General features: G+C 43.1%; 21 protein-coding genes. 18 read left to right on the forward strand and 3 right to left on the reverse strand.

What is annotated here, in order from left to right; all coding sequences use genetic code 11:
* Positions 1-299 precede the first annotated feature (299 nt).
* Positions 300-2264: an ABC-F family ATP-binding cassette domain-containing protein gene (locus AOU00_RS18950; protein WP_069292088.1), complete on the reverse strand. Its 1965-nt coding sequence runs from the start codon at positions 2262-2264 to the stop codon at positions 300-302.
* A 270-nt stretch (positions 2265-2534) separates the two neighbouring features.
* On the opposite strand from AOU00_RS18950, the gene AOU00_RS18955 reads away from it, so the two are divergent.
* From AOU00_RS18955 to groL, 7 genes are all read left to right on the forward strand, one after another.
* Positions 2535-3167: a 5-formyltetrahydrofolate cyclo-ligase gene (locus tag AOU00_RS18955; RefSeq protein ID WP_061829612.1), complete on the forward strand. Its 633-nt coding sequence runs from the start codon at positions 2535-2537 to the stop codon at positions 3165-3167.
* Between the two features lie 52 nt (positions 3168-3219).
* Positions 3220-3708, forward strand: coding sequence for a cyclic pyranopterin monophosphate synthase MoaC (gene moaC / locus AOU00_RS18960; RefSeq protein WP_013309211.1), 489 nt, complete (start codon positions 3220-3222; stop codon positions 3706-3708).
* 113 nt (positions 3709-3821) lie between these two features.
* Complete coding sequence (locus AOU00_RS18965; protein WP_013309212.1) at positions 3822-4304, forward strand: MogA/MoaB family molybdenum cofactor biosynthesis protein; 483 nt, start codon at positions 3822-3824, stop codon at positions 4302-4304.
* A gap of 103 nt (positions 4305-4407) precedes the next feature.
* A complete protein-coding gene (locus AOU00_RS18970; protein WP_061829611.1) occupies positions 4408-4659 on the forward strand; it encodes a twin-arginine translocase TatA/TatE family subunit in 252 nt (83 codons plus the stop codon).
* Between the two features lie 111 nt (positions 4660-4770).
* Positions 4771-5538 (forward strand): twin-arginine translocase subunit TatC, encoded by a 768-nt coding sequence (gene tatC / locus AOU00_RS18975; protein ID WP_061829610.1) that lies wholly within the window; start codon positions 4771-4773, stop codon positions 5536-5538.
* Positions 5539-5896: 358 nt separating this feature from the next.
* On the forward strand, positions 5897-6178 hold the full coding sequence (groES, locus tag AOU00_RS18980) for a co-chaperone GroES (RefSeq protein WP_007429271.1): 282 nt from the start codon (positions 5897-5899) through the stop codon (positions 6176-6178).
* 73 nt (positions 6179-6251) lie between these two features.
* A complete protein-coding gene (gene groL, locus AOU00_RS18985; RefSeq protein WP_013369880.1) occupies positions 6252-7880 on the forward strand; it encodes a chaperonin GroEL in 1629 nt (542 codons plus the stop codon).
* Between the two features lie 159 nt (positions 7881-8039).
* Here groL and AOU00_RS18990 read toward each other — a convergent pair whose 3' ends face one another.
* Entirely contained in the window at positions 8040-9020 is a 981-nt protein-coding gene (locus AOU00_RS18990; protein ID WP_237166208.1) for a tyrosine-type recombinase/integrase, read from the reverse strand.
* Positions 9021-9102: 82 nt separating this feature from the next.
* On the opposite strand from AOU00_RS18990, the gene AOU00_RS18995 reads away from it, so the two are divergent.
* The 8 genes from AOU00_RS18995 to AOU00_RS19030 all read left to right on the forward strand — a co-directional run bounded on the left by AOU00_RS18995 (position 9103) and on the right by AOU00_RS19030 (position 16331).
* Positions 9103-10113 (forward strand): DNA-methyltransferase, encoded by a 1011-nt coding sequence (locus AOU00_RS18995; RefSeq protein WP_231109421.1) that lies wholly within the window; start codon positions 9103-9105, stop codon positions 10111-10113.
* A 274-nt stretch (positions 10114-10387) separates the two neighbouring features.
* Positions 10388-10894, forward strand: a complete 507-nt coding sequence (locus AOU00_RS19000; RefSeq protein ID WP_061829609.1) for a hypothetical protein — start codon at positions 10388-10390, stop codon at positions 10892-10894.
* 294 nt (positions 10895-11188) lie between these two features.
* Positions 11189-11488 (forward strand): metal-sensing transcriptional repressor, encoded by a 300-nt coding sequence (locus AOU00_RS19005; RefSeq protein WP_061829608.1) that lies wholly within the window; start codon positions 11189-11191, stop codon positions 11486-11488.
* Between the two features lie 19 nt (positions 11489-11507).
* Positions 11508-12878, forward strand: coding sequence for an MATE family efflux transporter (locus AOU00_RS19010; protein WP_061829607.1), 1371 nt, complete (start codon positions 11508-11510; stop codon positions 12876-12878).
* A gap of 108 nt (positions 12879-12986) precedes the next feature.
* A complete protein-coding gene (locus tag AOU00_RS19015; RefSeq protein ID WP_061829606.1) occupies positions 12987-13469 on the forward strand; it encodes a phage terminase small subunit-related protein in 483 nt (160 codons plus the stop codon).
* A gap of 570 nt (positions 13470-14039) precedes the next feature.
* Positions 14040-15455, forward strand: coding sequence for a helix-turn-helix domain-containing protein (locus AOU00_RS19020; protein WP_061829605.1), 1416 nt, complete (start codon positions 14040-14042; stop codon positions 15453-15455).
* A gap of 176 nt (positions 15456-15631) precedes the next feature.
* The gene (locus tag AOU00_RS19025) at positions 15632-15835 is read left to right on the forward strand and encodes a hypothetical protein (protein WP_061829604.1); all 204 of its coding nucleotides are present in this window, start codon (positions 15632-15634) and stop codon (positions 15833-15835) included.
* A 76-nt stretch (positions 15836-15911) separates the two neighbouring features.
* Positions 15912-16331 (forward strand): hypothetical protein, encoded by a 420-nt coding sequence (locus tag AOU00_RS19030; RefSeq protein ID WP_061829603.1) that lies wholly within the window; start codon positions 15912-15914, stop codon positions 16329-16331.
* Between the two features lie 762 nt (positions 16332-17093).
* Here AOU00_RS19030 and AOU00_RS19040 read toward each other — a convergent pair.
* Positions 17094-17501 (reverse strand): MerR family transcriptional regulator, encoded by a 408-nt coding sequence (locus AOU00_RS19040; RefSeq protein WP_023987566.1) that lies wholly within the window; start codon positions 17499-17501, stop codon positions 17094-17096.
* A 228-nt stretch (positions 17502-17729) separates the two neighbouring features.
* Between AOU00_RS19040 and AOU00_RS19045 the strand changes: the two genes are divergently transcribed.
* The 3 genes from AOU00_RS19045 (at position 17730) to AOU00_RS19055 (ending at position 21863) form a co-directional block, all read left to right on the forward strand.
* Positions 17730-18674 (forward strand): MBL fold metallo-hydrolase, encoded by a 945-nt coding sequence (locus AOU00_RS19045; RefSeq protein ID WP_061829601.1) that lies wholly within the window; start codon positions 17730-17732, stop codon positions 18672-18674.
* A gap of 878 nt (positions 18675-19552) precedes the next feature.
* Positions 19553-20434: an AraC family transcriptional regulator gene (locus tag AOU00_RS19050; protein WP_069291355.1), complete on the forward strand. Its 882-nt coding sequence runs from the start codon at positions 19553-19555 to the stop codon at positions 20432-20434.
* Positions 20435-20534: 100 nt separating this feature from the next.
* Positions 20535-21863 carry a prolyl oligopeptidase family serine peptidase gene (locus tag AOU00_RS19055; protein WP_069291356.1) on the forward strand — a complete coding sequence of 443 codons (1329 nt, stop codon included), beginning with the start codon at positions 20535-20537 and terminating at the stop codon, positions 21861-21863.
* Positions 21864-21890 lie beyond the last annotated feature (27 nt).

Here is a 21890-nt window from a genome sequence, read left to right on the forward strand (position 1 = left end):
ACATATACCGCTTTGAATGTGGATAACCGAGTCCGAAGCAAGCAGGCTAAGACTTTTTGGAGATAGCAAGTTGGGGGATATGTAACACCTTTAGTTCTTGTGAAATCTGTGGATAATGTGGATAAAAAGGTGGATAAATTTGGTTTTCATTTGAAAATGGCTTTTTATCAATAAAAAAATGGCCCAAAAGGCCATTTTTTAATCTCATTCATACACATAAGCTGTGGATAATCTTGTGTACAAAAATATAGAAGAGGAAAATGTGAAATTTTTAAGGCTAAGATTTTATGCAGTAGTTTTTATTCTTCTAACAGCTCTTCCCAAGAGGTATAGGTTTCAGTCAATTCCTGTTTATGGGTGTCGAGTTGTGCCTGAATATTCTGAAGCGCTGTGTAATCCTGATAAATCTCAGGCAGGGTCATTTGTTCCTCCAGCCCTAAAATTTGTTCTTCCAGCGTTTTGATCTGGTTTTCCAATGCCTCCAGCTTGCGTTGACGGCTACGTTCCTCGCTTTTGGCTTGTTTGTCTGCCGCATAGGTGGCGGCGCGTGATTTGGATGTGGTCTCGTCTGTCACGGATGCAGAGGTGGCCGATGTTTTGCCGCGTGTGGCCTGATTTGCCTCCAGAGCTTCCTGTGCAATTTCCTCTAACTCCTGCTTTTTGGCTACATAGTCATCATAATTCCCCAGGAAATGTTCTATCCCCCCAGGATGAAGCTCGATGACACGTTCCGCCATTTTGTTCAGGAAATAACGGTCATGGGAAATGAACAACAGCGTACCGTCATAGTCCATCAAAGCCGCTTCCAGCACTTCCTTGCTAAACAGATCCAGATGGTTGGTAGGCTCATCTAGAATTAACACGTTGGCTTCGCGCAGCATGAGCTTGGCCAGGGAAACGCGGGCTTTTTCCCCTCCGCTTAATGCAGCTACCTTTTTTAGTACATCGTCACCGCTAAACAGGAAATTACCCAGCACTGTACGAATACGTGCTTCTTCCATATGAGGGTACTCGCTCCATAACTCCTCCAGTACGGTATTGGCGGGGTTCAGGTTCGTCTGCTCCTGGTCATACAGACCGATTTTGATTTTCGTGCCCCAGTGGATGGAGCCAGCAGCAGGTTTAAGTGATCCGGTCAGACATTTGAGCAACGTCGATTTTCCGATCCCGTTCGGACCAATCAGTGCCACGGTATCTCCACGTTTTAAATCGAACGATGCATGCTGGAATAAAGGCTTTTTACCTTCATACCCCACAGAGAGGTCACGTACCTCCAGTACTTCCTTACCTGACATATGGGCTGTTTCAAAGGAAAAATGAGCCTTTTTCAAGTCTCCCATGGGCCGATCCATACGCTCCATTTTATCTAGCTGCTTGCGCCGACTTTGAGCGCGTTTGGTCGTGGAAGCCCGCACGATATTACGTTGTACGAATGCCTCTAAACGGGCAATTTCTCCTTGCTGCTTTTCGTAATGTTTAAGATTCGTTTCGTACTCGGCGGCCTTCAGCTCCATGTAGCGGCTGTAGTTGCCTGTATATCGAGTAGAACGATGGCGTTCAATTTCAATAATCGTCGTTACCAGTCGGTCCAGAAAATAACGGTCATGTGATACAACCAGCAGAGAACCGGAGTAGCCGCGCAAATAGTCCTCCAACCAGGTCAGTGTTTGAATATCCAGATAGTTGGTAGGCTCATCGAGCATAAGGACATCTGGGGCGAGCAGTAGGATGCGCGCTAGCGCAAGCCGGGTTTTCTGTCCTCCGCTCAGAGTAGCTACAGGCGTCTCAGGTGCAAATGATCCAAAGCCCATACCGTGCAGCACGCTGCGAATACGGGTCTCCATTTCATAACCTCCGTGATCCTTGAACCAGTCTGAACGACGTGCATAGCGTTCCAGCAGATCTGCGTAGCGTTTTTCGTTTTGAGCATTGGCCAGGTCAGCGATGTCCTGTTCCATTTGCCGCAGTTCCCGTTCCGCTTCAATCAGAGGAGTGAACACCAGCATCATTTCTCCCCAGATAGACCGGTCAGAATTCAAACCGCTGTTTTGCGCCAGATAACCGATGCTGGTCTCCTTCGCCTTGAAAATTTGTCCACTGTCATAGGATATTTCACCAGCAATGATTTTGAGCAGGGTCGATTTGCCTGCACCGTTCACACCTACGAGTCCAATACGTTCACGTTCCAATATTTGAAGGTTAATCCCGTCCAGAACGGGCTCAATTCCATAAGATTTAGCAATTCCGGTTACTTGCAATAGCATAGCGTATCGTTCCTCCATTACATTTTGCACAGTTCTACCTGCTTTCTTCACAGGTACCTTCCTTCCAGTTTACATGAAATTACCCACTATTGCACTGCTTTCACCCTGTAAACCCTTGAGCCGCGTGTAGTCAATTTGTATAAACAATGATAAACTTAAACGAGAAGTGAAAAAGAATGAAAAAAACTTGCAACGTACAGCACTTACTGACAAATGGGACAATAGTAACGTTTTAAAGATTATCGACGATTGTGCGGGAGGGCGGATGTGATGGATGTCTGTAATGTGAAGAACGCGCTGCGTTTGCAGCAACGGGAAGCGCGTGACTCCATGGACCCGCTGACAAGGCAGAAGGCATCGGCTGTGGCCTGTCGGCATGCAATCGAGGCATGGGAGCAGCTTAGAATAGACAGAAACGGAGATAAGCTAACCTTATTTAGTTATCTCTCTTTTGGCAGCGAGATTTCGACGACTCCCCTCATTGAGCATTGCTGGTCACAGGGAGATCGTGTCCTAGCCCCAAGAGTGGATCCGGTAACTCGGACTATGGAGCTGAGGGAGATGGATCAGTACGGAGATATTGTACCCGGCATCTGGAACATCCCTGAGCCTGCTTTGACATGCAAGGAATGGTCGCCTGAAATGTGGACGGAAATTGACTGGGTTGTTGTGCCCGGCTTGGCCTTTGATCGTCGTGGGGGCAGGATCGGCTACGGCGGAGGCTATTATGACCGCTTTACCGTACAGGTAGAGGCAGAGAAGCGTAACAACAGCCATGTAGGTCCGCTTTATGTCTCGCTGCTGTTGCCGGGACAATTGCTGACACAGGTGCCCATGGAGCCAAGGGATTTGCGAGTGGACGTGCTGTTTACTCTGGATGGACGCTTAGATTGTGATTATTGACAAATGATGAATGAAGTAAAGTTGGGTATGTGAAAGGAGTTGTGAGGGAGTCGTGGATTCCTTTACTCATTTTAACGAACAGGGACGGGCTCGGATGGTAGATATTTCGGGTAAAACGTCTACGATTCGTACAGCAGTTGCCGTGACTCAGATTACAATGAATCCGGCTACATTGACGGCTGTAAAAGAAGGAAGAATCGGCAAGGGTGATGTTCTTGCTGTGGCCCAGGTCGCAGGGATTCAAGGCGCGAAAAAAACGTCAGACTGGATACCGATGTGTCATCCACTGGCCCTGACAGGCGTGAACATTACTTTTTCCGATAATGGACATGATGTGCTTCATATTGAAGTTGAAGTGAAGACCGAGGGTAAGACAGGTGTAGAAATGGAAGCTTTGACAGCGGCTTCAGCCGCAGCGTTAACCGTGTATGATATGTGCAAGGCGCTGCAAAAAGATATGATCATCGGCCCTACCATGCTGCAATCCAAAACAGGGGGCAAGCATGGGGATTTTCAAAGGGAGGACCACCGGGAACCTTGACATAGACAACATTGTCGCCGAGAGGGTACTGTGATGTGATGGAGGATGCAGCGTGGCTGTTTCTGATTTTCAGAAGAGAAAGTATTCTTTCATGATAGGAGAAGGGTGATCTTATGGTGTGGAAAACGGCGATCCTAACTGCCAGTGATAAAGGGGCAAGGGGAGAGCGCGAGGATACAAGCGCACAGGTCATCCGGGAACTCATCGAAGAAGAACTGGGCGGAGAGATTGTGGAATACCGGATCGTTCCCGATGAACCGGATGAAATTATTGCAGCTTTAATCGAAATGACCGATTATTTTCATGCAGACCTGGTACTAACTACGGGTGGAACCGAGCTGGCGATCCGTGATGTGACACCGGAGGCGACTAGGCGGGTTGTGGAACGGGAAGTGCCAGGCATGGCGGAAGCCATGAGAATGATCGTGATGCAGAAAAATCCAGCGGCTATGCTATTCCGTGGAATCGTAGGAATACGCGGACGTACACTGATCGTCAATTTACCAGGAACGCCCAAAGGTGTGCATGAAAATTTGGCAGCGATAATGGACCAACTTCCAGAAGCGCTGCTTATGGTGACAGGCCAGTTCCGGTAGAAGGCAGCACATCGTGTGTGGTATGATACCTATAAGAATTTATAAGGCCGTATACGGACAAAGATTCTTATTTTGTCCGTCAACATAAGGAGGATTACTACACATGCCCAATATTGGAGCACCGGGTTATATTTTGTTAATTATTCTGGCGCTGCTGCTATTTGGTCCGAACAAGCTGCCTGAGTTGGGTCGAGCTGTAGGGCGTACATTCCGTGAGTTTAAAAACGGGGCACGCGATATTTTATCAGAAAATGAACGGACTGAGCGTAAAGACAGCAAAGATAGTGTGGTCAAAGCATCACAAACGACGTCTTCAGAAGTTCAACCTCAGCCTGAGGATAAACGCTTGTCATAGATTTAGTGATCGATTCTTGATCTTGTACAATAAACAAAAGCCTCTTCTTCAGTGAAGGGCTTTATTTTTTAGGAGGCGCTGCTGCGTTCCGTTCAGAAAGGAGGAGTGGACTTGACCCCACCAGAGCATGAAATGCCGCTAATGGAACATCTGGGAGAGCTTCGCCGCAGAATTATCTATGTGCTAATTGTATTTGTATTGGCACTGGCTGGTGGTCTGTTCGCGGCGGGTTCTGTCTATGACTGGCTTATTCGCTCCGGTTCGGCGCAAGCTTTTCAGTTAAATGCGTTTTCCTTTTGGGACGGGATCGGTATCTACATGAAGATCGCCATGATCATCGGGATTGCGGTGGCGCTACCGTTTGCTTGCTACCAACTGTGGAAGTTTGTCAGCCCGGGCTTAAGACCACAAGAACGAAGTGCGACTTTGCGGTATGTGCCTTATGTGCTGCTTTTGTTCATCATTGGGACAGCTTTTGCTTATTTCATTATTTTCCCGATGGCGATTCAATTTACATCGTCGGTCACCAAAAGTATGGGATTACAGGAAACGTACGGGATCGCACAATATTTCACCTTTATGTTTAATATTGTACTACCTGTAGCGCTGCTGTTTGAGCTCCCCCTGCTTATCATGTTTCTGACGGGGATTCATGTTTTAACACCAATGCGGCTTCGCAAGTGGCGGAAGATTTCTTATTTTCTGCTTGTGTTCGTTGCGGTTGTCATTACCCCGCCGGACTTTATTTCCGATTTTTTGGTGGCGATTCCGTTGCTGGTGCTATATGAAGTGAGCGTGTATTTGTCTTCGGTCGTGTACCGCAGGCAGCTGCGTGCACAGGAGAAACGTGAGGCCCAATTGCGTGTAGCTTCAGAATAATAAGGCAGGACCTGAATGGCTCAGTAAACAATTTATTCGGGTCCGCGCTACATGGCAATTGCAGATAATGAATGGCATTTGTATATCATGGCTATTTATAGAGCATAACAGCAGCAGCTTAGCTGCCTTAAAAATAACCATTAGCCTTGAGTTAACGGTTATTTTTCAGATAGATGGATATAATCGGGAAGGGCTGTCCATAAAAATTCCCATAAAAAATACATTAGGGACTTGAAATTCAATCCCAAGTTGAGTATCATAAAGTTGGTTGTTAGCACTGACGACTGTCGAGTGCTAATACATACAACATAACAACCAAATTACAGGATAAAACACTTAATAAGGAGGCTATTTTTTCATGATCAAACCTTTGGGTGAACGCGTATTGGTGGAAGCAATTGAGCAAGAGACAACGACTTCCTTCGGGATCGTACTTCCTGACTCTGCCAAGGAAAAGCCGCAAGAAGGCAAAATTATCGCGGTTGGCGCAGGCGCATTGAAAGACGGTGCCCGTATTCCTCTGGAAGTAAAAGAAGGCGACCGTGTCATTTTCTCTAAATACGCTGGAACGGAAATCAAATATGAAGGTAAAGAATATTTGATTATGAAAGAAAGCGATATCCACGCGATCATCGGTTAACCGGAACCCGGACAAGACCTGAATATAGGAATTGAAACAAATCATTCATAATCCATAGGGAGGTTTATCACAAATGGCTAAAGATATTAAATTCAGTGAAGACGCTCGTCGCTCTATGTTGCGCGGGGTTGACGCATTGGCTAATGCTGTTAAAGTAACACTCGGACCGAAAGGCCGTAACGTTGTACTGGAGAAAAAATTCGGTAGCCCGCTCATTACCAATGACGGTGTAACGATTGCAAAAGAAATCGAGCTGGAAGACGCGTTCGAAAACATGGGCGCTCAACTGGTTAAAGAAGTAGCAACCAAAACGAACGATGTAGCTGGTGATGGTACGACTACTGCTACTGTTTTGGCTCAAGCCCTCATCACAGAAGGCCTGAAAAACGTAACTGCTGGCGCAAGCCCAATCGGTATCCGTAAAGGGATCGACAAAGCGGTTAAAGCGGCTGTTGCTGAACTGCAAGCCATCTCCAAACCAATCGAAAGCAAACAATCCATTGCTCAAGTAGCCGGTATTTCCGCTGCTGATGACGAAGTAGGCGAACTGATCGCTGAAGCTATGGAAAAAGTGGGCAAAGACGGTGTAATCACTGTCGAAGAATCCCGCGGTTTTGCAACAGAGCTGGAAGTGGTTGAAGGTATGCAATTTGACCGTGGCTACATTTCCCCGTACATGATTACAGATACGGACAAAATGGAAGCTGTACTGGACAATCCGTATATCCTGATCACAGACAAAAAAATCACAAACACACAAGAAATCCTGCCATTGCTTGAAAAAATCGTACAACAAGGCAAGCCACTTGTTCTGATCGCTGAAGACATCGAAGGCGAAGCACTGGCTATGCTCGTTGTTAACAAACTGCGTGGTACATTCAACGCTGTAGCTGTTAAAGCTCCAGGCTTTGGTGACCGTCGTAAAGCAATGCTGCAAGATATCGCTGCCCTGACAGGCGGTCAAGTGATTACAGAAGAACTGGGTCTGGACCTGAAAACAGCTTCCGTAGACCAACTGGGTACAGCACGTCAAGTGCGTATCACTAAAGAAAATACGATTGTGGTTGACGGTGCTGGAAACAAGGCCGACATCGACGCTCGTGTTAGCCAAATCCGTACGCAACTGGAAGAAACTACTTCCGAGTTCGACAAAGAGAAACTGCAAGAGCGTCTGGCTAAATTGTCCGGCGGCGTAGCAGTCATCAAAGTCGGTGCGGCAACTGAAACAGAATTGAAAGAACGCAAACTGCGCATCGAAGATGCCCTGAACGCAACCCGTGCTGCGGTTGAAGAAGGTATCGTATCCGGTGGTGGTGTAGCGCTCCTGAACGTATACAAAGCAGTTGCAGCTGTTGAACTGCAAGGCGACGAGCAAACAGGCGTGAACATCGTGTTGCGCGCTCTGGAAGCTCCAATCCGCACCATTGCTGCTAACGCAGGTGAAGAAGGCTCTGTAATCGTTGAACGTCTGAAACGCGAAGAAGTTGGCGTAGGCTTTAACGCAGCTACTGGCGACTGGGTAAACATGATCGAAGCTGGTATCGTGGACCCTGCGAAAGTAACTCGTTATGCATTGCAAAACGCTGCTTCCGTAGCAGCAATGTTCCTGACTACCGAAGCGGTTATCGCTGACAAGCCAGAACCAGAAAAGGCTGCAATGCCTGACATGGGCGGCATGGGTGGTATGGGTGGAATGATGTAATAAAGGGTATCAAAACCCTGTAATACCGCTATTTAAAAGGCTCCCGAAAGGGAGCCTTTCTTCGTTAAATCACGAAAAAATCACATTTCTTGCAAAGGGAGATGATCTTTCGTGAAATTGAAGTTCAATATATCTGTAAAGTGAATTCTTATTTTCTCATTAGTATCCTTTTTCATCTTTTCTGTGACGTGTGTGTAGATCTTTAGAGTTGTTTCTGGGTTCATCATGTCCAACGCGCTTCATAATCGTTTTTAGGTCTACTCCAGCCTCTGAGAGCATGCTTATGTGGGTGTGTCTAAAGATATGGGGAGTGGCTTCTTTTTTGATTGATGTTTTCTTTAAGATTCTATCCATTCTAATCAAGATATTTTTTTGGATGAATGGATATCCATTGTCACGACAGAATACGAAATCCTTGTCATGATAGTCAGGGTACATTTTTCTGTTTTCCTGAACTATTTTTTGCTGCGTATTTCTATAATCGGCAAGCAAGTCCATAATGGTTTCGTCCAAGTCGAAAGTGCGGATAGACCCTTTAGTTTTAGGTGGGGTGAGTTTATATAGCTTCATATTGTTTTGCTCATTATAGAGAGTCTTGGTCACTCGAATTTCATTCGTTTCAAAATTAATATCCGTCCATTTTAAGGCACATAGTTCCCCTGAACGCATGCCTGAAAAGGCGAGAAGATAAAAACGCTCTAAATCCATTGGTAGGCCATGCAGGTATACTGCCTGAAGGAATTCCGTTATTTCAGGCTTTTCTAAAAATCCGTCTTCAATGGTCGTATTTTCAATTTCTTCTACAGTCAGCATTTTGGCTGGTATGACTGCACCGGTGCAAGGATTGTCCAATCGCATTTTATTTTTTATTGCATATTTCATAATCATATTCGCAGTGACATGTACCCCTTCAATTGTGGTTCGGGCATATTTTTTATCATCGAGATCATTGAGTTTGTTTTGATATTGCTTATGCGTTATCTTGTCAATATTTACTTTGGGAATGTATCTCACCAAAATTTTAATTTCTTTGCTTCTGACTCTGACGGTGCTTTCTTTGACCTCCCCTTTAGAGTAGGTCTTAAGCCAATCCCATGCAACTTCCTCGAAAGGGAGCTTTTTTACTTTCTTGGCATCCACGCCATGTTTAACAAGATCATCTAGAACTCTTTGAGCACGAGCAAGAGTTTCCTTCTGCGTGTCTCCCCTACGAGGTATCTGCTTGCGCTTCCACGTCACAGGACTAGGTAGGCCGTCTACTCAGGAAAGCGGAGCTGATCTGGCCATGTCCGGCTTCGATTTGGAAGAGTTCGAGGATCTGGCGGCAGAGTTTGCTGTCCCACAGGATGAAACCTTGGACCTTCCGGTTACCGATGATGACTTTGACGTCCAGCGTGCTCTAGATGGAATCAAGGAACCGGAGACGAGGCGCGGGGATGTATGGCAGCTTGGTCGGCATCGATTAGTGTGTGGAGATGCGACCAATCCTGATGATGTAGCACTTTTAATGGACGGAGCCAAAGCAGCGTTGGTCGTTACTGATCCACCTTATAATGTGGCTGTTGAGAGTGTTTCAGAGCGTCTGGCCGCTGATGGCCGTAGCAGCATAATGAACGACAACATGCCCGCTGAGGACTTCGGGGGCTTTTTGTATGCCGTTTTTTCCAACTATGCAGTGGTGATGCAGCCAACTGCAGCTATATATGTATTCCATCCTTCGACCTATCAGCGGGAGTTCGAGGATGCGATGAACGCAGCTGGCATCGTCGTCCGGACACAGTGTGTCTGGGTTAAGAATGCGGCTACCTTCGGCTGGGCACAGTACCGTTTCAAACATGAGCCTGTCTTTTATGCTCATATGAAGGGCAAATCTCCTGCTTGGTACGGCGATCGGACACAGACAACAGTATGGAAGGCTGGCCTGCCTGTTGAGGACCCGCTCCCCGAGACAGTATGGGAGGTTTCGAGGGGCGATGTGAACAAGTACGTTCATCCCACTCAGAAGCCTCTTGACTTGTTAGCCATCCCATTCAAAAATAGCAGCCAGCGCGGTGACGAGATCGTTGATTTCTTCGGCGGCAGTGGCTCCACGCTTATGACCTGTGAGCAGATGGACCGGACATGCCGAACATTGGAACTAGATCCGATCTTCTGCGATGTGATCAAAAAACGATTCATGGAGAGCACTGGTATTGAGCCAGTCCTGTTGCATCGAGCTGAACCCGAAGCATAGTGAATTTCAATTAGATAGGCTTCAAAGTGAACTTACTAAGCGATTAACTGAACTGATTGACCTTACTGAAAAGTATGAAAAATATGCCGTCTCTGAGAAAGAAAATGAATAGTGAAGGACGAGCCGTGAACACGTTTAATAATACTGTTAGTCAATACATAAATATGTATTTATTAAACATCAATATGATTTTATTGTAAAAGAAATTAGAAAGATGGAATCTTTTAGTAGTATGAAGAGGTAGTTTAATATACAAATATAGGAGGAAAAAGCTTTGAAGAAAAAACATTTTATTGTACCGGCCCTGGCTCTGGGTCTAATAGGGGGAGCTATTGCAGTACCCAATGCGATTTTTGCAGATTCAGATGTTGCTGTAACTGATTCTGCAACATCGACTGCGGTGACTCAAGATGCTGGTAAAACAACTACTGGTGACCATGTAGTAACGCCTCAAAGAGCAAGAGATGTTTTTGATGACACGTTCGACAGAAAGGACCCAGTATCACGCTTTGTATTAGACCCTGGATACGGGCATCTTAAAATTTCTGCGAAAAACACAGGTGATTCAACCATTACTTTTAGTGTGGTGCATACAGACAGCAATAAATTATATGTTACTAAGACTATAGGCGCTCATAGCAGTTTGAACTGGGATAGTTTAAATTCTTTTTCGTCAGGTCTGCGTTCAGGAAATTATGAAATTCAATGGAGAGCTGGCGGCGATATTGTGCACGTCTCAGCATATGGTGTGTCAGGTCAATACCCAAGCGATATTCAATAAGAAAAACGCGACAAGCGAAACAAAGAAAGCTCCAACCTTTTCCGGTTCGGGGCTTTCTTTGTTTTGTATCTCAAAAGAGCGTAGTTTAAATGAGTCCGGTATCTTTATATTTGTTGGGGTGGTGATTGTGTAGCATAGCCAGAGAACGAAGCGGTTCAGGACTTGGACCGTCTCATTGAATTGGATATTAAGCTTAAAAGGACGAATTTAGGTAGCATTCTTTGTGAAAAAATCACTTGAATTAACCCCCTGGGGGGGATACTATTATCCTAAACCAGTGTGGAGGTTAAAACTATGAGTGATCTTAATCAAGAACATCATCATGACCACGAGCATAAGTATCGCAAACAAATCGTGAACCGATTGGCACGAATCGAAGGTCATCTCAGGTCTGTTAAGGAGATGACAGAGAACGGGCGTGACTGTCCTGATGTTCTTCTGCAAATTGCAGCAGTTCAAAAGGCATTAGACAAAGCGGCGAAACTTTTACTCAAAGACCACTTGGAGAACTGTGTCGTGAAAGCAGTTCACCATGGGAATGAAGATAAAGTTATAGAGGATCTCAACAAGGCGCTCAACAATTATATTCGCTAAGGGCAAGGAGGACGGCTCTGTGCCTAAAGGACTTGAAATTAAAGACACAAGCGGTAAACAAAAAATAAAAATTGTATTGGCCTTGGGAATACCAGCGATGATTGAAAATCTTCTGCAGACTGTCGTTGGCTTCGTGGATACTCTATTCGTTTCTAAAATAGGTCTTTTAGAGCTTACCGCTGTTGGCGTAACTAATGCCATAATGGCTGTATATTTGGCAGTATTTTTAGCTATGGGTATCGGTACCTCTTCATTGATTGCGAAAAGTGTAGGTGCTGGAGATATTAGTAAGGCTAAAGCAATTGCAAAGCAATCGACGTTAATTGCTGCTATTTTAGGGATTATTTTTGGTCTGGTTACGTTTTTCTTTGCTAAACCAATATTGCAGATCATGGGGGCCGAGCCGGCTGTGCTAAGTAGCGGAATTGTTTACTTCCGCATTGTTGCTGTGCCCTCAATATTCATCTCTTTAATGACGATTTTTGGGAGTATATTAAGAGCAGCAGGTAATACCAAAACACCGATGAAAGTTGGCCTATGGATCAATATTTTGCATATAGGCCTTGATTATATTTTGATTTTTGGACTTGCTGGTATTCCTGCTATGGGAATTGCAGGGGCCGCCTGGGCAACTGTTATAGTTAGGATAGTTGGCGCAATCGCATTATTTATGTATATCCGAAAATCGGAATTATCTTTCTCTTTCAGGATGAAAGCTGGAGACTACACTCTTCCGTTGCTACAATTATCTATTCCTGCGGGTATTGAACGCCTGATCATGCGTTTTGGGCAGGTGTTGTATTTTGGTCTGATTGTACGTATTGGAACAGAGGTATACGCAGCGCATACGATAGCTGGGAATATTGAGATATTTTCATACATGCCAGGTTATGGAATGGCGGTTGCTGCGACCACATTGGTGGGACAGTGTTTAGGCGCTGGTCGTAATGACGATGCGTATAGGTACGGACTTTATACGACAGGTGTTGCAGTTGTATTCATGTCCTTTGTGGGTGTGCTGTTATTTGTTTACTCTCCTGTGGCGGCTACCTGGTTTACAGATGATCCAACCGTTATAAGCATGGTTACGACTGCACTAAGAATAGATGCCTTTGCACAACCATTCCTTGCTATAGGGCTAGTGTTGACTGGTGCTTTGCAAGGAGCCGGAGATACAAAAGGTCCCATGTACAGTACAGCTATAGGAATGTGGGCAATCCGAGTCATTGGTGTCTATATTTTATGCATTCATTTTAATTATGGGATTGCTGGAGTATGGCTATCCGTTGCTTTTGATATTTTTGTTCGATCTATTTATCTTTTTGCTCGTTTCAAAAGTAGGTTAACCAAAAACCCGTTGCAAAAAGGTAAGCAAGCATCTTCATCTTGATGCATATAAAACAAAGCCTTATGAACCATAAAAGCAATAGGAGTAAAGAATATACCATTAGACGAGCTGAGTTGGGCTCGTTTTTTTGTTGGGGGTGGTGATGATGTAGTGGCAAGAGAGAGAAGTCCTGACCGGGACAAGGCAAAAAAGATGTGGCTGGAGAGCGGCGGAGCGATGAAGCTAAAAGACATCGCCGCCGCTCTTTCTGTTGGCGAGACTCAGGTCCGAAAATGGAAGTCACAGGACAAATGGGCAGACGATCTGAATAGTAACGTTACCAATGAATCCAAAAGTAACGTTACTAAACGAGGAGCGACCAAAGGGAACAAAAACGCTGTCGGCAATCGCGGCGGTGCTCCCCCAGGTAACCAAAACGCCAAGGGGAATAGTGGCGGGCCGGGTGGGCCGTTTCGTAACAAGAAGGCACTAAAACATGGGCTGTACGAAACAATCTTTCTGGACACGCTGGATGAGCAAGAGCAGGCGCTTTTTGATTCTATTGAAGTTAAGCCCCTTGATCAGTTGGAAACTACTTTGAAGACACTGATTCTCCAAGAGCGAAAATTGGGAATGCAGTATCGGATGCGTTAGATTCAATGATAAAATGGATAGAAAAAACTAAAGATAATAACTCGATTGCTGATGAGAATGAGTTGATTTGTAAATTTAATAAAATCTTGTCAATCCGAATCGGAGTACAGTATCATATGTTCATATGCTTTGTTTAGTGATGATAACTACTATGAAGTTAAGAAACATATGATTGACAAGAACATTTGGGATAGCGACTTAGAGGATTTAGAGAAGAGATGTTTAGAGCATTGTTTAATTAAAGATATGGTATTGAATTGAATCAGTGTAGTGTTCAAATTTCTGTCCATATATCAAAAGGGTGCTCAGACGTTGTGTATTTGCAACTTATTCAGCCAATGTATACCTATAACAACACATACGGAAGCGTTGTTGTGCATCCCGAAGCATCGTGGTACCCTGCTGGCTTAATGCCGGTGGGGTGTTTTTTGTTTACAGGAGTGCTCTTATGACAAACGCAGTATTTCTACATAATTCGCAAAAAAAGATATTGACAACTGGTTAATTGCTGGTCAAAAATAGTAAATGATTATAAAATTCTGGGATTTTTAAGCGAAGGGTGGCTATGGCATGAAGCATACACCTACGATTCGAGCAGAATTAGATAGATACTTACAACAAAAGGGTTTGAGCATAGCGCAATTTGGACAACTTGCAGGCATGAATAGGGGAATAGTAAGTGCTATTGTGACAGGGAATAAGTCAATGTCTGTTAACCAGCTTGACCTAATCACTGAGGCTATGGGTTTACCAGAAGGGGATTTTTACGATCTGTTTATAGAAAACTACATTATCGACCATCCCCCGAATATGAGGCGAATCGAGCCATTTTTGTTTCGCTGTGCGGAGTTGGACAAGCTGGATGCGATCCGTCGAGTGGTGGGAGCTATCATGGACAATCTACTATATTCACCCAAGCTATTTGAAATTGCAGAAGAATTGTTGGCGCAGGGACGACATGAGGCTGCGCTACTGCTCTATGAGGGTGTGGCTGAAGCGGAGAAATATCAACATTCTGAGCGTTTGGCAGTCTGTCAATATCGTATATTCACGATTCAAGTTGGAGACGATCAAAGTCGGAATCTCAAGGTAGCAACGCTATTTGAACCCTTCGTGGAACGTCTGGATGAAATAGAACAGCTTGACGCGCTGAAGGATTTGGCTAACGTGTACAGGTCTTTGCGTAAATGGGACAAGGTAGAGGAAGTAGCAAAAATAATGAGGACTAAAGCGGAAATTCAATATAATTTGAAACATGAACACAAGAGTCGAGAATGTAATGAATCTACTAAGAAGCTGACTCGTCCTTTGTTTGTATACATTTCCTATGCTGACCTGCTGTGTGCAAGTGTCTATGAAGCCCAAGGCGATTATCAACAAGCTCTACAATATACATACGCCTATGCTAATTTAGATTGGGTTAAAGAAACAGATGAAGATACCCAACACTGGATTGGCTTGTTTAAGCACTGGGCAAAAGCTAATGTTATTGTGAATAAGCTTTTATCCGGAGATACTAAGGTGCTACAAGATTATGTTGAATATATTGATACGGCCGAGGATACAACTCAGGAAGACAGGGTCATCCAACTGCTGAATATTATGATAGCGGCTAACCGATATGATATCGATGTTAGTAATATAATTAAACGCTTTGAAGCGGACATGGTATTATTATTGCAACACTCATCAAGTGATATGTATACTCAACAAGTGGTACCAGACTATTTTGCGTGGTGTGGTTACGAGTTAGCTCATTATTATTTACATCGAAGCTTTTACGATGATGGTTTTAAACATTTGATGTATTCAATGGTAAGTTATCATACACTAAGTAATGAGACTTACTTCATAAATTGTATGGGGCTGTTTTTACATTTTCGGGAGTATGCAGTTCCTGAAACCAAAGCAGCATTTTTAAATCTCATTGAAAAGGTGTGGATGAACAATGTTAAAAAAAATGGTACTGTTGATCATCGCGGCTAGCTTTTTATTTATCGTTACTGCACCCGTTCACTCGCATGATATACGGCCTCAAGTACAGCATGGGGGCGCTTAAACGTAAGCAGTGCAAATCCCCGCTAACCTTAACTGGTGGGTGGGGATTTTTTATTGAAGGAATTACCACACCGTTCACCGAATGAATTATCGAGGTGATCAGCATGAACCATACATATAAAGTGTTAAACTCAGATATCGAACTATTTGCAGCTGCATTAACCCAGGTAAGAGTATACGTTGTTCAGTCATTGGGAGAAGACGTGGTATCGGTTGTAGACTATGGAGGGACAGTAGGAAAGTTTTCGCCCGATACGATTAAGATTGCCGGAGCGTACTATATGCGGAATCAGTTTGAATTAGAGTAGATATGAAAGGACCTACCAGATTGTAGACGGTAGTCTCTTTAAGGTAGACCATATCAAAAAATAGAAGGGGAAAATGATGAAGAAAAGAATATTTCTGTTCTCGGTTTTGTCTTTAAGCATGGCGATTACGGTAGGGGCTACTTCAGCTTCAACAAGTAAAACTAGCGAAAACATCATAATTAATCAAAGATCGAGCGGAGGTGCAACTGTAGGAGAGTCCTTTGATGTCCCTAAGGGATGGGGGCATGTTAAACTTTGTATGAAAAATCACTCTAATCATCCGGTAAAAGTAAGTTTAACTCATAACGGTTCAAACAAACTATATATTGAAGCATTAGTAATTGCTCCTCATGACACAGTTATTTGGAAAAGTACTGATGAAGGTATCACCAACGGTTTGCGTTCTGGAAACTACACACTTCAGTGGAGAGGCAGTGATTATAAAGTTAATGGGGAAACATGGGGAATAGCTGATTCACAGCCTGGAAACCTCTAAATTACCCTGCTATACAACTTGTCCTTAGCCATTTGGTGAGGAAGGTTAATTATGTGTTTGTTCAAGCCAGCAAGTGAATTAATCCCCTTAATTGGTCGGGAGAGCTTTTTTCATTGATCAGTTTGAATTTAGAGTAGATATGAAGAATTAGGTGTCGAGATGGTTAGCTGATATTATTGCTAGAGCTATCGAGCTATATTCCTTTAATAACTGTGATTAACAACGATTAATGACGGAGGAAGAATGAAAAGAAAGTGGTATTTAAGACCAATGGTCATAATTTTAATGATCCTCATAACTCCACCGATAGGCTATTTGATTGTGTTCTTCAATAAAAAGAAATTTGAACCATCTGAACGCTTAGGCTATTTGACAATAGCCACAGTATTCGCTGCCCTATGGTTAACAAAATTTCTACCGAATCCATGGCGAATTCCCGCTATAATAGTTGTTGCACTTATTGGGATGTTCATATTCAGAAAAAATAAATAGTCGAGTAATAAAAAAGCTCTGCAAACCTTAATTGGTCGGCAGAGCTTTTTAATTAAAGAAATTGTTTACAGACGGACATTCAAGGTCCTATGAATCCACTTTTTAAATGTTCGATGAAAATAAAGTTTTGATAACTACAACAAAAGAAACAATGGTAGCCTAGGACGGGAAAATAGAGCCCTAGACTATCGCTATTTCAATGAACTAACGTTTCCCGTTAGTTCATTGAATTCTGTTGACATCGTATATGCTGGTGGTGAACCAGCTCTTCTACATTACTATATCGTCTTTCGTAAGTTTTTGGTACAGGGCTATCTTCTCGTTGGCAAGGGAAATCATGCACTCAAGTTCCTGCCGCTTGGATTCCAGTTCCACCAGATGCTTTTCCAGAATTTCTATCCGTATGTGTAAGGCAGGAGTAAAATTAGCAACTTCTTCCCCTTTTTGAATTTTATCCAGTACACATCCGTCACGAGTAAATTCCGTAATCTCCTCAAGCGACAATCCCAATTTTTTTAATCTAATTAAACATTGTATATATGAAACCTCACTTTCGGTATAAATGCGTGTCCTTCCATTTCTTCGATTTGGTTCCTGTAGCACTCCAATTTTTTCATAATAGCGAATCGTATAAGGAGTTAGCCCCGTTCTTTCTGATACTTGACTTATAGTAAGCATTGTTTTTTTGTCACTCCCTTTTTCTAAACCAAAATTTAAAACTATTATACATCTTTAAGTCAACTCGAAGTCGATATTTGCACCTCAAACTTCATTTCAAAAATTTGTGCTTGATTTCTAGTTGACTCTAACTTGTAAGCTAAAGTTGCTAATTAATATACATGAAACATAAAAAAACTAAAGATAAAAGGAAATGGTGTCAAACTTATTTTGATGGAGGCATAAACATTGAACAACAATTATTTCACGATTCAACAAGCAGCGGAAGGTATCTGGGGTGCTATTTCGGTACCTGGTAGTGGTTCGCTGGGGAATGCAGCAATTATTGACATTGGGGATTTGACCGTTGTTGTGGACACAACCAACCTACCGCATTCTGGTGCTTTGTTACGTCAAACCGCAGAACAATTAACGAATAAACCAATTAAATATGTGATCAATACTCATTTCCATGGAGATCATGTCAACGGCAATCAGGAATTCATGGAAAGTGATTTTATATCTACCGTTTGGACAAGAGATTTGCTATCTGAAATGGGTGAAGTGAATATTGATCTAATGCAACAAAACATTCAGAAGTTAATAAATAGCCTACATCAAGTACGTTCACAAGAAAAAAATCCGCACATGTTAACCGAAATCGGCTATGATCTTTCCGTGCAGAGAGCCTTGTATGATGCTATCCCTTCCCTTCGTAGGGTGATACCCACGATAACTTTTGACGATAAACTAGTTATAAAAGGAGCAAAACGCACTGTCGAAGTTTTATCCTACGGAGGCGGCCATTCTTTAAGCGATGCCGTTATTTACGTGCCTGAAGAACGAACCTTGATTGCTGGTGATTTAATAACCAACAAGACGATTCCGGTCATGCCATACGGTAATCCCTACGCTTGGATACGCATCCTTAGACGCATTCAAAGAGATCTGAAGGTAGATACTGTCATTCCCGGGCATGGAGATGTGTCCACTCCAGATAGAATCCTAGATGTCATTCGCTTTTTAGAAAAAATGATCGCTTATGTGTCTGAAGCTGCGACGAGCGGAAAACCAGAGTCTTACTGGTTAAATGAAGGTGTATTAAATGGCTATGAAGATTGGCATCTAGCTCAGTATTTCAGATGGAATTTTCGCTGGCTCTTCAATACAATGCTTGTTCAAAATAATAGATGAGACACAACTAGCACTCCCTTTAACTCCACCAGATTCACAAGGCCAGTTCTGAATGTCAACCCGGCAGCACGTTTGGGTATTTTCAAACGTAATTGGCAGTCTGCTTGTTAGGTTAACCTGCCACGTTAGCTTAACATCGCCGTTCAGTCTACAACTTTTCAGCAGGTTGCCGTAATATGTTAGATCTGGAGATAAAGACGCGGAGGTGTACAGAAAGCTTAAAAGTTAGTTGCTTGCTTTAGAGCAAAATAACTATATTATGGGGCCGGATAAGTCTACACTACGAGATATCGTCATTCTGGAGAGTTGGAGCGGGATAGAGCATACCTATGCCGCCAAGAGAAGGTGAGATATTTTAGAAAATTAAATTCTCAGAAATATCATTGCTACTTGTATACCCCATTATACAATTGTAAGGAAGTTGTTGATTAGAATGAATTATGTCGGGGGCAAAAAAACTTATGCATCAAGGGCTTCTATGATTAGACGCCCTGTTTGACCACATAGCGTAAAACAAAAGGCTGATTATGAACACTCTCATAATCAGCCTTTTATAATGATCCAAATTGCAGTGTTATATATAGATTTACGCATGATCTATAAGGTTTTTTCGTTTCATTACGTTTAAAATGAAAGCGTTGACATGGATTTCAACCCACTATATACTTAGCTTAATTAAATGAATAGCACTAGGATTGTTACTGTTACGCAGGCAAAACCTAAGGAACAAAATGTTAAGATCTAAGGATCTTATGTATTTTGTTATACTTAGGTTTTTTTGTTTATAGAGAGAGGAAGGTTAAATACAAGTGGTTTCGGCACTTTGCTGAAGCCATTTTCTTCTATTTATGAGTTCACATCTGAGAGGAGCGACAAACTTGGAATACAAATATGAGCTGGTCCAGGCAGACAATCATTTTCCGTTAAAAATTATAGTTCATTCCTCCAATGAACCAGCGTACATACCTAGGCATTGGCACGATAGCATTGAAATATCCTATGTGCTTTCAGGAAAAATCGATAATATCTATATTGATGGCGCGAGTTATAGCTCCAAAGAAGGAGATATTGTGCTCATTAATTCGAATGCTATTCATTCCTTCTCTGTGGCTAAGGGAAAAGGGAGAGAGGCTATAACCGTTCTGATTCCTTCTGAATTTATTAGAGCAAATGTTAACGGCAGTAATCCCATCTCATTTGACTGTATTTCCATTTTCGAAACTAACGAGCAGAGATTACAGCATTTTGCGGAGTTGCGTGATTTGTTAAACACCTTATTTGTGGCTTATCTCAACCGGCATAATGACTCTTTAGCACATATCCATTTAACATCACTATCTTATAAACTGGTGTATCTGTTATTAATGCATTTTACAATGGATCATGAATCTATCCGCGGCTTTAAATCCGATAAATATTTGGAGCGGCTGACGTTGATAACCGATTATATCAAAAAGAATTACGATCAAAGTTTATCCTTGGATTCGATAGCTCAGGTTTTTGGGTTGTCTCCCGAATATTTGTCCCGTTTTTTTGTGAAGCATGTAGGGATGACCCTATTTCAATATATCAATGCCATCCGTCTGGAGAGATCTTTTCGAGTTCTCATGAATACGGATCATTCCATCATACAAATTGCGCTGGAGCATGGATTTCCGAACGAGAAGTCTTTTGCTAGGGTATTTAAAAAGGTTTATCAGGCAACACCGCATCAATATCGAAAAGAGAACAAGAGGTATTCTGGAGCAAGGAGTCAGTAATTGACCTGAAATAGGCTAATAAAAGACAGGATACAAATAAAAAAATCATTAAAATAAATAATGTAAGCGTTTTATTAATGGACCCGGGAGGTAAGACATCATGCTTAAACGGTTTCAAAAGGCTGCTAAAACAACTATGTTATTCACTTTAGCTATCGGTACGACCCTTGCTTTCAATTCCGGTGCATGGGCCAAGGATGTAAAGATACAGTCCACCTCGTACCGGACGGTTGCGGAGGTTAAGGATTGGGGAGCAGCCATTACGAAGATCATTGTTAACCTGGGTAAGCCAGTACCTAAAGATGCGATAACAAAGGATACATTTAAGGTGCATGTGGGAAGAAGCGACAATAGACTGGTAAATCCCTTTATTGAGAGTGGCAACCGGAAAGTCACCAAGGCCTATGTATCGGACAAAAGTGGCAACCCTGTAAATAAAACCGGAAGCTACGTTGTATTAGAAATGGAAGTCGGCCCAGCCTTAACACTAAGCTCAGCTATTCATTATGATGCGGCAGGTTCCGGGTTTAACGCATGGAATGATAACAAATACACAATCACGCAGCAAAAAGCCATTAAAACCACATCCGGAACGATTTCCGACTTGAAAATTGATACTTCCGCAGGTCAGATACGGAAGCTAGTTGATCAATTTGCAACCGGCAAAGCTACTTTTGACGGGATTACTTTAACCTATGCGGACTATGCACCGCCAAAAGACAAAGTGAAAAACCCCTTGGTGATCTGGCTGCATGGTATGGGTGAGGGAGGTACAGATCCGACGATTCCGATTTCCGGAAATAATGCAGCGAATTTTGCATCTAAAGATATTCAATCCTATTTTGAAGGGGCTTATGTGCTGGCACCTCAGACTCCAACCTACTGGATGGATGGTTTTACAGGCTTCGGAGACGGCACCTCCAAATACGAGCAAGCATTGATGTCCTTAATTAAGGAGTACGTGGCCAAGAACAAAGACATTGATACAAATCGAATTTACATTGGCGGAGACTCCAACGGCGGTTACATGACTATGCTGATGATCCGTGATTATAAAGACTATTTTGCAGCCGCTGTGGTGGCCTGTGAAGCCTTGAAGGACAGCCTTATAACCGATGAACAGATTAACGAAATGAAGGACCTGCCGATCTGGTTTGTGGCTGCCAAAACCGACACCGTGGTTCCGCCCAACGATTATACGGTTCCGACCTACAACCGTTTAGTGAATGCTGGAGCAAAGGATGTTCATATGTCGTTATTTGATAACGTAGTAGATACCTCTGGTTTGTACAAAAAGAGCGACCAAACACCGTATGAATACAATGGCCACTGGTCTTGGATTTACATTTATAACAACGAAGTATCGAAGGTGATTAACGGAAAGAAAATAACGATGATGCAATGGCTAGCCTCCAAAACATTGGACTGAAAGGTACAGCTAGCAAATGAAAATAGC

The sequence above is a fragment of the Paenibacillus polymyxa genome (genome assembly GCF_001719045.1).
Lineage (GTDB): Bacteria > Bacillota > Bacilli > Paenibacillales > Paenibacillaceae > Paenibacillus > Paenibacillus polymyxa_B.

Excerpts from the sequence above, each read along its gene's own strand:
- AOU00_RS19055 (WP_069291356.1), top strand. The coding sequence starts at position 20,535 with ATGCTTAAACGGTTTCAAAAGGCTGCTAAAACAACTATGTTATTCACT.
- AOU00_RS19020 (WP_061829605.1), top strand. The coding sequence starts at position 14,040 with ATGAAGCATACACCTACGATTCGAGCAGAATTAGATAGATACTTACAA.
- AOU00_RS19030 (WP_061829603.1), top strand. The coding sequence starts at position 15,912 with ATGAAGAAAAGAATATTTCTGTTCTCGGTTTTGTCTTTAAGCATGGCG.
- AOU00_RS19025 (WP_061829604.1), top strand. The coding sequence starts at position 15,632 with ATGAACCATACATATAAAGTGTTAAACTCAGATATCGAACTATTTGCA.
- AOU00_RS18970 (WP_061829611.1), top strand. The coding sequence starts at position 4,408 with ATGCCCAATATTGGAGCACCGGGTTATATTTTGTTAATTATTCTGGCG.
- AOU00_RS19040 (WP_023987566.1), bottom strand. The coding sequence starts at position 17,501 with ATGCTTACTATAAGTCAAGTATCAGAAAGAACGGGGCTAACTCCTTAT.
- AOU00_RS18965 (WP_013309212.1), top strand. The coding sequence starts at position 3,822 with ATGGTGTGGAAAACGGCGATCCTAACTGCCAGTGATAAAGGGGCAAGG.
- groL (WP_013369880.1), top strand. The coding sequence starts at position 6,252 with ATGGCTAAAGATATTAAATTCAGTGAAGACGCTCGTCGCTCTATGTTG.
- groES (WP_007429271.1), top strand. The coding sequence starts at position 5,897 with ATGATCAAACCTTTGGGTGAACGCGTATTGGTGGAAGCAATTGAGCAA.
- AOU00_RS18950 (WP_069292088.1), bottom strand. The coding sequence starts at position 2,264 with ATGCTATTGCAAGTAACCGGAATTGCTAAATCTTATGGAATTGAGCCC.
- AOU00_RS18955 (WP_061829612.1), top strand. The coding sequence starts at position 2,535 with ATGGATGTCTGTAATGTGAAGAACGCGCTGCGTTTGCAGCAACGGGAA.
- AOU00_RS19005 (WP_061829608.1), top strand. The coding sequence starts at position 11,189 with ATGAGTGATCTTAATCAAGAACATCATCATGACCACGAGCATAAGTAT.